Source organism: Anabaena catenula FACHB-362 (assembly GCF_014698735.1).
Lineage (GTDB): Bacteria > Cyanobacteriota > Cyanobacteriia > Cyanobacteriales > Nostocaceae > Anabaena > Anabaena variabilis_A.
The window spans coordinates 1-12391 of record NZ_JACJTQ010000078.1 but is presented as its reverse complement, the minus strand read 5'-3'; the positions used below and the strand labels follow the sequence as shown (position 1 = coordinate 12391).

Below are 12391 nucleotides of genomic sequence, written 5' to 3'. Positions count from 1 at the left end.
TCACGTTATAAGCCGATGGGAACCCACTAGCCAGGTTTGTTCTGAGTGTGGTTACAAATGGGGCAAACTTGATTTAAAAATTCGGTCAGTTCAGTGTTTAAATTGTGTAACTGAACACGACCGAGACGAGAATGCTGCAAAAAATATAAACAGAGTCGGGATAGGGCATTGCCACGACTATAAATGCACGTCGAGACGGAGTAAAACCACTTCGGTGGTATTTGTCAATGAAGCGTGAAGAATCCCCGTGCGTTCACGCCGGTGAGTATGTCAATTATTCATCAGTCACCAGATATCCGCAGTCTATCCATTGCTGTTTGCTGTCTATAATTATGAGCATCTGATGATATGGCACGTTAGGATGAGTATTATCTAAGAAACTTGCAACAATCATTTACAAGTATTACAAAGAAAAGTAACACTAGTGAAAAACCCGCCACTGATGCTTTTCTTGGGAAGATAGGTTGAATATTCTACCTAAAGTAGTGCCGACAGCTTTTAGCCAAGGGACTATGAGTACCAATCACAAAAATTTTAATAGCCTAAAAAAAGGAGAACAGGGGCTTGGTAATTGAACGCCTGAAACAGGACTTAAAAAATGACCTGATTGCTGGTTTGTTGGTGGTGATTCCCCTAGCAACTACCATCTGGCTGACTATTACTATTGCCAGTTGGGTAGTGAACTTCCTCACCCAAATCCCCAAACAGCTAAATCCCTTTGATGGTTTACATCCTATATTAGTCAATGTCCTGAATTTAGTAGTTGGACTGGCTGTACCACTACTAAGTATCCTGATCATTGGCTTGATGGCTCGAAATATAGCTGGTAAATGGTTGCTAGATTTTGGTGAGCGTTTATTGCAAGCGATTCCCTTAGCCGGTCAGGTATACAAAACCCTAAAGCAACTATTGGAAACAATACTTAAAGATTCCAATGGCAAATTTCGCCGTGTGGTTTTATTAGAATATCCCAGACGAGGAATTTGGGCGATCGCTTTTGTCACCGGTGCAATTAGCAATGATATCCAAGCTCAGATGTCTACCCCCATGTTGAGCGTTTTTGTTCCCACCACCCCCAACCCTACCACTGGATGGTATGCAGTAGTCCCAGAAAACGAAGTAGTCAACCTCTCACTATCTGTGGAAGATGCTTTTAAAATAGTAGTCTCTGGTGGGATTGTTTCCGCCAATACACCCCTACCACCCTTAATTTTACCAAAACCAGTATCACCCATAGAAACCCAAAATCATGTGATTCCTGTGGACAAAACCTAAAATCAACTACAATCGGCTATCTAAAATTCCTAGTCAAATTCAGTAAATTATGATTTCACGGTGCAAAACTTGATATGATTATGAGTTTGCTCCTTTTAGCTAATCACTCTCACCATTATGCAACCTCGTAAACCTCAGCAAATAGCACGCGAATTGGCGTTGTTAAGTCTCAGCCAGTTGCCAGTCAACCCCAAAAAATTAGATAAACTACCAGATGAACAATTAGTAGCCAAATTAGTACTCGGAGCAGTACGCACTCTCACCACAGAAGTGCAAGATACCCTCAACAATGCAGCAGGCGAACTTCAACGCAGTAACGATCGCCTTTTAACTAGCCAAACTAGGGCTTCAGACCTAAATACAGCTAGAACCATGCTCCAAGAAGCGATCACTTACACCCAAACAGCCATTAATCAATTGGGTACAGCCATTGATTTCCCTGAATTAATTCAATTAGCGAATCAAGACAAAGACGTTCGTAATTACGCCAAACAAATTATCATCACCGTCTACGAAAACCGGAATCTCATCGATACACTTGTTTCTGAAGCCTTAGTAGATTGGCAAGTCAGCCGCCTCGCGCAAATTGACCGCGATATCTTGCAAATAGCTGTGGCAGAAATGAAATTGATGGGAGTTCCCGCCAGTATTGCCATCAACGAAGCTGTAGAATTAGCCAAGCGCTACAGTGGAGATGAAGGACATCGTTTTATTAATGGTGTGCTGCGCCGAGTTACAGAACATAAACAGACGGCATAAGGTGTAGTCCTCACTTCACCAGTTTCATGTATGGGTTCCAAGTGAGGATAACCCGCTTTCTTGGCAGGAAAAGGTGGATAATTAAATTAAACTAAGAACTAATAACTGAATAATTTCATAATTTACTAAATAATATAGTACTGCTGCAATGGTTTTTAATTGGTTCCGCCGTCAACATAACGATACTCCCGATACCCCCGAACAACAGCCACAGGGGGAAACTCAGCCTACAGAAGAAACACAACCAGAACCATCCGCAGCAGCTACGCCAGACACGGCGGACTTGTTGGCGTTTGCTAAAGCCGCATACAAAAATATTCAGCAAAAACAACAATCTCAGATAGAAGAAACAACAGAAACTCCAGCGGCGGAAGTCACCCCATCAACGGAAGGGGAAGAGATATCTGTTATTGAAGAATCAGCCCCAGTCGCGGCAATTGTAGAAACAACAGAAACTCCAGCAGAGGAAGTCAGCCCATCAACCGCAGCTGAAGAGATATCTGTGATTGAAGAATCAGCCCTAGTCGCGGCAGCAATTACAGAAACAACAGAAATTTCCAGCCGTGAAGCCACAGTCAGCGAGGCACAACCAGCCACCTTATCCTTTTTAGAACGGGCAGCAGCCGAAAGACAAGCCAAGCAGGAAAGATTGATAGCCAACGCGATTGAAGTTGAAGAACCAGCAATCACAACAACTCCGGCATCAACTACACCAGAGATAGAAGCAGAAATTCCCGAAATAGAATTTGATGACGGGTTTGTCTGGTCAGTTGAAGTTTTAGCAGCCCAAGGTAGACGGGCAGAAGATGTTTCTATAGAAGAAATTACCTGGCTGAAAAAGCTACGCCAAAGTTTAGATAAAACTAGGCGGAATATCCTGAACCAACTCAAGTCCATTGTTGGTCAGGGGCCTTTAAATCAAGCTGCTGTCGCAGAGATTGAGGCGTTACTCCTACAAGCAGATGTAGGTGTAGAGGCGACAGATTTTATTATTGATGCTTTACAGAAAAAACTGCGGGATGAAATCACCCCACCAGAACAAGCGATCGCATACTTGAAACAAATCCTTCGAGATATGCTAGATACACCAACTAAAACATCGCCAAAATCTAGCTTTGCCCCAGAAAAAGACAACCTCACCATTTGGTTAATTACAGGGGTGAATGGTGCAGGTAAAACTACCACAATCGGTAAAATTGCCCATTTAGCCCAAAAATCTGGTTATAAATGCTTGATTGGTGCGGCTGACACCTTCCGCGCGGCTGCTGTAGAACAAGTCAAAGTGTGGGGAAGCAGAAGCGGTGTAGAAGTAATTGCCAATCCGGGGAAGAACACAGACCCCGCCGCAGTTGTATTTGATGCGATCGCAGCAGCCCAATCACGGGAAACCGAATTACTGTTAATAGATACCGCTGGGCGACTGCAAAACAAGAAAAACTTAATGGACGAATTGAGTAAAATTCGCAGAATTATTGACAAAAAAGCCCCCAATGCTCATGTAGAATCTCTCTTGGTTCTAGATTCTACCTTAGGACAAAACGGACTCCGGCAAGCTGAAGTCTTTTCCCAAGCTGCCCAACTGAGCGGCGTTGTCTTAACTAAGCTAGATGGTACAGCCAAAGGAGGTGTGGCTCTGGCCGTTGTTAAGCAACTGGGTTTACCGATTCGTTTTATCGGTGCGGGAGAAGGAATTGAAGACCTGCGCCCATTCTCTAGCTATGAATTTGTAGAAGCTTTATTGAATGGCTAGTACTGCTTCTGTGCGAAAGCCGGCATGAAGGAGGACGCGGGGATGGGGTGATTTATTTTTAGCCTTAATAATGGGACATTTTGGCAATGGGAACGCCCGAATTTCTAAAATAATTGTTTTTTACAATTAATGGCTAACTTCTGTTAGAATTGCACACTAAAGCTCTATTTTTAAGTTACCAAGTGGTTTCTTAAATGCATCTATACTGTTGCTTGACTACCACAGAAGGTATCCTCAACAAATAAAGTGGTGTAAGTAAGCTAGATTAACACTCTAAACTTTACTCACTGATTTTGTTTGCCAATTGACTCGCAAATACTTTTTTTGAGCTATTTAGCAATTTAAATTGTCAACGAACTCATCAAGAAACTCACCTAAAATACATCTTGTTCCTTAATCCCTGATTGTCGATAGTTACTCTGTAAGATGAAAAGACAATTTTGCTAACAACAAACTTTTATTTCTCAAGGTATATGAATTGCTAATTTAGTTATGAAAAAATGAAAAGCCGTTTAGCTACCCATCAAAATTACAGTTTGTGACTGTTTTATTTTTGACAAATAAAGAAATATATTTCTGTAAAATCGCCATAAATTGCCAAAAATGCCATCAGCGAATGCCATACTGACAAACATTATTTACTAAGTCTTTCTACTCTTGCTAAAATCAATAATTTTGTCCAATATGATTTAGCAATGCCAAAAACCAAGGATTTATAAGAAATCATAAATCTGCTGATCTAAAAAGCAATAGCATATCTGCCTGTGTCTCAAGTTCCTTCTCACCCAAATGAAAGTAATAGTAGTGCCGCGACAGATGTCACTCCAGTCGTGGCACTGAAAGAACTGGTGGCCAGGTTACACCGAGAACAAAACAAAATTCAAGATTTGCTCAGTTCTTTAGGATTTGCCCTCAGAAGTTTTAATAATCTGAATCAGTTTTTGGAACTGATTCCACTCATGGCCACAAGAGTTACCGACGCAGAAGGTAGCGCCCTATTTCTTTATAAACCTAATGGTCAAATTAGGTTAGAACAACTGCATTGGCAAGATACTCAGCAACGAAAAAATATTAGAAAAGCTCTAGAAACTGCCAGCAGTCAAATTACACTTTTACCAAATTCGGTGCCGCTAACAGCAACCACAGGGATTTTGGATGACGAGATGCATCGCTATTTGGGGCCAGATGTGCAAATTTTTGGCACAGCTATTTTAGTTAAGCATACAGAAAGGGGATGGCTCTATGTATTGAGCCGTGATCCACAATATAGTTGGACAGAAACTAGACAAAAGTTAGTTAGGTTAGTTGCAGATCAAACAGCCGTAGCAATTGAAAATGATGAACTAGCGGTAGAACTGAGAAAAAAAGAACGTCTAGATCAAGAATTAGAGATTGGGGCAGAAATTCAACGGCGACTTTTACCGCGTCAATGTCCTAGTATTCCTGGTGTAGTTTTGGCTGCACGTTGTAAACCGGCTAATCGTGTGGGTGGAGATTATTATGATTTTATTCCCACAAATCACAAACAGTTACAACCACATAAATACATTAGTGCCGAAGAAGCTTGTTGGGGTTTGGTAATTGGGGATGTGATGGGTAAAGGTGTTCCCGCCGGATTGATTATGACGATGATGCGGGGAATGCTACGGGGAGAAGTATTACATGGCAATTCCCCCGCTGGAATTCTCCAAAATTTGAATCGCGTCATGTATGCAGATTTGGAAAATTCCCACCGCTTTATCACGATGTTTTACTCGGAATATAACCCCATAACGCGGGTTTTATCCTACAGTAATGCAGCACATAATCCGCCTTTTTGGTGGCACGCAGCGACGAAAACTGTTAGCCGATTGGATACTTTGGGTATGCTGATTGGTTTGGATGCTAATAGCCAATATGAAGATGCCCAAGCGCAGTTAGAACCAGGAGATACGGTTATTTATTATACAGATGGTTTGACTGATGCGGCAGCGGCTGGGGGCGATCGCTTTGATGAAGAAAATTTCATCACTTCTTTTAACTTCGCTTGTCGTTATTGCAATGGTCCACAGGAAATTGTCGATTATTTGTTTGATAAGGTTGAGGAATTCATCGGACCCGATAAGCAAAATACTGATGATATGACCTTGGTAGTTTTACAGATTTTGTGATGGATTAAGGTAAAAATTCTATATTCAGTATTTGATTCACTGTGTAAGGTAAATCTGCTGGAAAGATATCTTGGGAGATTCCAGTTTCGTTGCTTGCTAGTTTTTTTCCTCTGCGGTAGCAATCAGCTAAAACTTCTTCTAGATAAGGATTAAGACTGGGGCTATCTTGCAGTAAATCTTCAATGCGGTTTCGTTGTTCTGCGATCGTATTTTGCCAAGAGCCACTTCGCATACTGGGCTGATATTGCCATTTTAGCAAATGCTGTAACAATACCTCCAATCGGCTTTTCAATTCTCTTTGGTCTAACTTTCCTAAGCTTTCAATTTCCTTAACAACCGCATTCCAATCTACTCCATCCCATTTTCCTGCACGGATTAATTCAGCCGTTTGCTGTGTCCATGCTACAAAATCAGTATCATACAACTGGATTGCTTTCTTGGAAATAGAAACCATGATGTTTTTGCAATCTTGTTTGGATGGGTTATTAATCTACTATTTTAACTCTGAGTCAGTAAAAGAATTTGTATAGCACTGGAAATACAAGGTACTAGAAGATAGATCCTCTATTTCTTTGAGAAGTCGGGTATTTGGGTATGATTCCATTTCAGGAACGTTATAAACAAGATAACTAGAAACAATAATCAGTGATTTCACCGTAATAATACGGTGTCCATCTTGCCTGGGATAATTTATTTTCAGTATATAGATAGAAATAAACGCATCTAAATCAGCAACTTTTCTTAGCAGCATCAACAAACTATGTCTTCAGAACAATTCCAAGCCGCACACAGCAATATTTACAACCTGGGTACACACCTATTACAGTATCTTCAGGAAATTCGTCAAAGTCGTCTCAGTGAAGGTGATGATACTAAAGGTTTGCAGAGTGTTGAGAATGACATCACCACAGCTTTAACCGCATTGGAAAAACAGAAATATCAGGTTGCGGTTATTGCAGCCATGAAAGCGGGTAAGAGTACCTTTCTTAATTCCATCATTGGTGTGGATGTTTTAGCTAGTGAAACCGCAGCTTGTACCATCTGCCGTACAGATGTACTCCATATTCCTGCCGATCAAGACCCCAGACTGTTAGAATATCGAGAAGGAAAAAGAAAACCTATTGTTATTGCTGAAGGGAAGGAAGGTGAAATTCAGCAGAAGTTTTTAGATAGAACCCGTGAAATTAGAGAAACGGGAAATTCTGATAATACCATACGTTTTGAAATAGAACATCCTATTGAAGCTATTAGCGGAATTTCTTCCCTTGCAGGTTTTACCCTAGTTGACACACCAGGACCGAATGAATGGGAATCTGCTCAATTTAATACAGTAGAATTAAAGCGAACTGCCCTAGAAGCGTTAAGAACCTGCAACGCAATTTTGTTTGTTTTAAATTACGCTTCTTACAAAGATAATGCTGTTTCCGAATTGTTTAAAGATTTAGTAGAAAATCGTCAGGAAATCTTAGAATCTGAAAAAGGGAAGATTTACTTTATCCTCAACAAAGTAGATCAGAAAACTGAAAAAGATAAAGATATTGACGAAGTAATTCAAGATTTAAAACGAGAATTATCTAATTTTGGTTTTCCTAATCCCATGATTTATCCTGCCAGTTCCAGACAAGGACTTTTAGCAAAATTAATTCAACAAGGAAAAGCAACTGAAAGTCAAAAAAAGGATTTTAAAAAATTCTTTAGTGCTAGATATGCAATTGAAAATGAAGATGGAGATCAAGTTATACCAGCACCTCATAAAATTGCACCACAGGCATTAATAGATAGTGGCATTCCTACTATTCAATCAACAGTAATTGAAACCATCACTAAAAATGCAGGTTGGAATCTTTTGAGCGATGCTTTGGCGAAAATTGATAAAGCTGAAAAAACAATTGAAAGTTTATTGAATGCACAGATTGGTGGATGGAATACTAAGCTTGAAGAACTCAAACAAATAGTTGAAGAGTATCGTAGACGCTCTGAATCTGCAAAGGAAAAAGTTGAGGCTGTTAAGGAATCTGTTAATAATAAAGAAAAAGAGTTAATCAACCGATTTAACCAAGGAATCGCTGAATTTACTGAAGGGGCTAAATCCAAAATTCAAGATGAAATTGATCGAATTGCCAATCCTAGAATTAATAAATCTACCAATTCCGAAGTTAATCAGAAGACTGAGATACCAACAAGAACAGAGATTCCTAGTAATGACATGAATCTGGCTCTGACTCTACCTAATACAGTACCTATCTTAGGAGGTTTTTCATTTTCTTTCAGAGTTCAACGTTCTCTAATAGAAGATGTTAATAAAGCTTTAAATGGAGGTTCAAGCAATATTAAGGATTCTCAATTTCAACCTTATGATTCATATATAATCAGGGTTAATACGCAAGAAGAAGCTGACAAGATCATAGAAATCATCAATAATTTCTGTTCTCCACATATTGAAAATTGGTGGACAGACACACAAGATAAACTTGTCAGATATGGTACAGAAACCAGAGAAGAATTGGTGCAAAAAATCCAAAATGACATTCAAAATATATCCAATGATCTGTCAAATTTTCTTGGAGAAGCTTTGCAAGTTGAAATTAATGTGAACCCTATTCAATTTCCTAGTTTTGAGTTTTCTGGTATTGATGAAAAAGTCAAAAACCAGCAAGAGATATGGAAAAGAAAGAAAGGAGAAGATACACGTACAGGCGGTAACAAGGGTTGCTGTGAAAGTAATAAGGATTATGTTGCAAGAACAACTAAGGAAAATCACTTTTATGAAATTAATTTACATAAAACTTCTGATGCAATCAAACAAATTATAAATAATAAAGCATCAAGTAGTAGAGAACTATTGGAACAACTTATTAAAAAGCAAATTGCAGATGATTTCAGAAAAGCAGAAAAACAAATCAATGACTATATCAAAAAATTTCAAGATGTGTTTGATAGTCTGCTAAAACAACGGGAGACAAAAGAAGCAGAATCGGATGAAATTATTAATAACTTAAATCTTCAAAAAGAGAAACTGAATGAATATCTACAGGAATTAAAATCAATTCGTGAATCTCTGAACACTTGGAAACCATAGATTTTATGTAGGTTGGGTTGACGCAAGGAAACCCAACAATAACCAGCATCAAATCCCATATTCTAAACTAGACTAAAAATATCAAAATAAGCTATACTACCTATAGTATGACCTTGGGTAATATATGGCTAAGATATCAATTTCATTGCCAGATGAATTAGTAAATTACATTGATCAAAAAGTTGAAAACCGTAGTGCGTTGATTGAAAGTCTCTTGAAACAATGGCAAGAAAAACAACAAGATGAAGCACTAGCGGCCGCTTGCGCTTTGGTTGATGAATTAGAATTAGGTTGGGAAAGTGAATGGCAAAATATAGCGATTACCGAATGGGAAGCATCTGGATAGTTACATTTGATCCATCTGTAGATACAGAAATTCAAAAAACTCGTCCAGCACTCATAATTTCTGGGACTTTGTTTAATAACCAACGCAGCAAAGTCACAGTTTTACCTTTTACTTCCGCCAAACCTAATAATCCTCGTATTTCACCTGCGGTAGTTGAAGTAACTTCATCAGCACAAAATGGACTTTCTGTAGATAGTCTTTTAATATGCGTTGAACCAATGACATTTGACAAAATTCGTTTAACTCAACAATTAGGTGAATTAGAAGCAAAATTACTAGAACAGGCGCAAAATATTCTACGGCGATACCTGAGTTTAAACAACCACTAATCACATCTTTTCAAATTCCCATGTATGATAATATCTGCCAATTCCTAGCTGAAAACTTCAAAGACGACTTAGCAACATGGTTATTAGGTTCACCAATTAAATTAACAGAACTTAGCCCCACAGAATTATCAAACGAACCAATTCGCGCTGATTCATTAATATTATTGCAATCGGATGAATTAGTTCTACATACCGAATTTCAAACCGACACTGACGAAGATATGCCCTTTAGGATGTTAGATTATCGAGTCAGGGTATATCGACGCTTTCCTAACAAAAAAATGCGTCAAATAGTCATCTATTTGCGAAAAACAGGATCAGAATTAGTCAATGAAAACAACTTTAGATTAGAGAAAACTTACCATGAGTTTGATGTCATCCGCTTGTGGGAACAACCGACAGACAAATTTCTGACTGTTCCTGGTTTATTACCCTTTGCCGTGCTGACTCAGACAAAAGATCCTACAATGGTACTAACTCAAGTTGCCCAAGCAGTTGAAGCAATTACCAATCAAAGGCTACAAAAAAATATAGCTGCTGCTAGTGGCATTTTAGCAGGTCTGGTGTTAAAGCAAGATGTAATTCGGAAAATATTCAGGAGTGAGATTATGCGCGAATCAGTCATTTATCAAGAAATCCTAGAAGAAGGTAAGGCAGAAGGTAAAGCAGAAGGTGAAGCTAAAGGTAAAGCAGAAACAACAAGAAATGTGGCTTTAAACTTGTTAAGAATTGGTATGAGTTTAGAACAAATTTCTCAAGTTACTGAATTATCTCTTGAGCAAGTTCAAGCTTTACAAAAGGAGATTCAAGAATCCTAATTTTAACTAATTGCTGAATAAGTTTCTGCGAATTTAGCAATAAATGAAGAAGTAGATCGGGGAACCACTCACGTCAGGAGGTTCCCCCTGTGGAGTTAAAGTGGCGTTTAACGCAAGGAAACCCAACACCAACACATTTACTTAGGTATTGAAATCGCTGGACAATCAAGATCCTTTTCCTAATCTAAAGCGTAACCTTTATGGGAAAATGGGATGGTGCAATAACGCTTGCCTTATATTGCTTCGGGCCCAAAGGAATTTTGATAAATGTGGAAAAAAATTGCGTTAATTTTGTTATTAGTATTTAGCTTCAGTCTCAGTAACACTGATGTAGCTTCTGCTGCTGGACTCAAAAGCTTTGTAGATAGTGCTGATGGTTATCAGTTCTTATATCCTAATGGGTGGTTGCAAGTTAAAGTTGCCAACGGTCCCGATGTAGTTTTTCATGATTTAATTGAAGTCTCAGAAAATGTCTCTGTGGTAATTAGTCCTGTTCCTGACGGAAAAACTTTATCAGAATTGGGAACACCTACAGAAGTTGGATATAGATTAGGTAAAGCTGCTCTTGCTCCCCCAGATTCCGGCCGTTCCGCAGAATTAGTCAATGCGGTGCAAAAAGAATCTGACGGTAAAATATACTACTTTTTAGAGTATGAGGTTCAACTTCCTAATCAGCAAAAACGACACAATATCTCTAGTGTAGCTGTGAGTCGTGGCAAGCTTTTTACCTTTAATGCCTCAGTTCCTGAACAGCGGTGGAAAAGACTGCAACGCATGATTGATGAAGTTGTAGGTTCTTTTAAGGTGTATTAATTAATGAGGTGACAGGCTTGCCGTGAGCGTAGCCGAATGGGAGCAGAGTTTTTCTCATCAGCAATTACCATTACCAATAACCCTATGCCTAACGGCAGGCTACCGCCAACACCCATTACCGATTCTTCCCATATTCTTGACTATGGTAATTCCTCAATTTGTACTTGCATCTGCTTCTCCAGCGCGTCGTCGTTTACTGCAAACTGTGGGTATTGAACCGATAGTTTGTCCTAGTGATTTTGATGAGTCGCAAATTCAACAACGTGATCCTGCACAATTAGTGCAAACACTGGCTCAGTGTAAAGCAGAAACTGTAATATCTCAGTTTCCATCAGCCTTGATTATGGGCTGTGATTCAGTTTTAGCAATGAATGGTGAGATTTATGGCAAACCTGGAGATGCAGCGGAAGCGATCGCACGTTGGCAAATAATGCAAGGTAACTTTGGTGACTTGTATACTGGTCATATTTTAATTGACACAACCAAAAACCAGAGTGTAGTCAAGTGTCAAGTGACGAGAGTATACTTTGCTCAAATGAGCGATCGCGCAATTCTTGCCTATGTGGCTACAGGTGAACCCCTCAAATGTGCTGGAGCCTTTGCTATTGAAGGATTTGGTAGTTTGTTTGTAGAAAAAATCGAGGGTTGTCACAGCAATGTAATTGGGCTGAGTTTACCTCTGTTACGCCACATGATCACCGAATTGGGTTATGAAGTGACTGATTTCTGGCAATAAGTAAGGTTTCAGATCTTGAACAGAAAAATCACTTGTATAAGTCGGTAGGCAGAATAAAACCAAACTGTGTAAAGAAAAGTAAACAAGGCTAAAACCCTTTTTCCCCCTGCACCCTGCACCCTGCCCCCTGCCTTATCCCAACGACAATTTTTAACGCCAACCTACTTACTTCACTCAGATAAAATGTGCTGTAAATAATGGATAAACAGCGTCTAAAAAAACTCCTAATAGACATCTCCGGAAATAGCTAAAGTGTTACTGCCACTGCTTTTAAAAGTGAGATGCCCCAATGCAAAGGTAGCTGGCTGGTACGCTAAAATAAGCGTTAGAGATGCC

The 12391-nt window shown here is 39.3% G+C and carries 12 protein-coding genes; 11 read left to right on the top strand and 1 reads right to left on the bottom strand.

Annotated elements, in window-relative coordinates:
• Window positions 1-7: 7 nt before the first annotated feature.
• From H6G68_RS25870 to H6G68_RS25850, 5 genes are all read left to right on the top strand, one after another.
• Window positions 8-238 carry a zinc ribbon domain-containing protein gene (locus tag H6G68_RS25870; RefSeq protein WP_339327893.1) on the top strand — a complete coding sequence of 77 codons (231 nt, stop codon included), beginning with the start codon at window positions 8-10 and terminating at the stop codon, window positions 236-238.
• Between the two features lie 326 nt (window positions 239-564).
• Window positions 565-1275 carry a DUF502 domain-containing protein gene (locus H6G68_RS25865; RefSeq protein WP_190909204.1) on the top strand — a complete coding sequence of 237 codons (711 nt, stop codon included), beginning with the start codon at window positions 565-567 and terminating at the stop codon, window positions 1273-1275.
• Window positions 1276-1392: 117 nt separating this feature from the next.
• A complete protein-coding gene (nusB, locus tag H6G68_RS25860) occupies window positions 1393-2034 on the top strand; it encodes a transcription antitermination factor NusB (RefSeq protein ID WP_127055973.1) in 642 nt (213 codons plus the stop codon).
• A gap of 148 nt (window positions 2035-2182) precedes the next feature.
• Window positions 2183-3784 carry a signal recognition particle-docking protein FtsY gene (gene ftsY, locus H6G68_RS25855; RefSeq protein ID WP_190909203.1) on the top strand — a complete coding sequence of 534 codons (1602 nt, stop codon included), beginning with the start codon at window positions 2183-2185 and terminating at the stop codon, window positions 3782-3784.
• A 758-nt stretch (window positions 3785-4542) separates the two neighbouring features.
• Window positions 4543-5934 (top strand): PP2C family protein-serine/threonine phosphatase, encoded by a 1392-nt coding sequence (locus H6G68_RS25850; RefSeq protein ID WP_190909208.1) that lies wholly within the window; start codon window positions 4543-4545, stop codon window positions 5932-5934.
• Between the two features lie 4 nt (window positions 5935-5938).
• Here the strand turns inward: H6G68_RS25850 and H6G68_RS25845 are convergent, their stop codons facing one another.
• A complete protein-coding gene (locus tag H6G68_RS25845; protein ID WP_190909202.1) occupies window positions 5939-6388 on the bottom strand; it encodes a DUF29 domain-containing protein in 450 nt (149 codons plus the stop codon).
• Window positions 6389-6856: 468 nt separating this feature from the next.
• Between H6G68_RS25845 and H6G68_RS25840 the strand changes: the two genes are divergently transcribed.
• From H6G68_RS25840 to H6G68_RS25815, 6 genes are all read left to right on the top strand, one after another.
• Window positions 6857-9013 carry a dynamin family protein gene (locus H6G68_RS25840; protein ID WP_242045395.1) on the top strand — a complete coding sequence of 719 codons (2157 nt, stop codon included), beginning with the start codon at window positions 6857-6859 and terminating at the stop codon, window positions 9011-9013.
• A gap of 124 nt (window positions 9014-9137) precedes the next feature.
• On the top strand, window positions 9138-9359 hold the full coding sequence (locus H6G68_RS25835; RefSeq protein ID WP_016952685.1) for a ribbon-helix-helix domain-containing protein: 222 nt from the start codon (window positions 9138-9140) through the stop codon (window positions 9357-9359).
• Complete coding sequence (locus H6G68_RS25830) at window positions 9317-9688, top strand: type II toxin-antitoxin system PemK/MazF family toxin (RefSeq protein ID WP_242045394.1); 372 nt, start codon at window positions 9317-9319, stop codon at window positions 9686-9688. The genes H6G68_RS25835 and H6G68_RS25830 overlap by 43 nt, the downstream gene beginning before the upstream one ends.
• Window positions 9689-9708: 20 nt before the next feature.
• Window positions 9709-10506 (top strand): Rpn family recombination-promoting nuclease/putative transposase, encoded by a 798-nt coding sequence (locus tag H6G68_RS25825; RefSeq protein ID WP_190909200.1) that lies wholly within the window; start codon window positions 9709-9711, stop codon window positions 10504-10506.
• A gap of 267 nt (window positions 10507-10773) precedes the next feature.
• The gene (gene psbP, locus H6G68_RS25820; RefSeq protein WP_190909199.1) at window positions 10774-11319 is read left to right on the top strand and encodes a photosystem II reaction center PsbP; all 546 of its coding nucleotides are present in this window, start codon (window positions 10774-10776) and stop codon (window positions 11317-11319) included.
• A 142-nt stretch (window positions 11320-11461) separates the two neighbouring features.
• Entirely contained in the window at window positions 11462-12055 is a 594-nt protein-coding gene (locus H6G68_RS25815; protein WP_190909206.1) for a Maf family protein, read from the top strand.
• The last annotated feature ends 336 nt before the right edge of the window (window positions 12056-12391 follow it).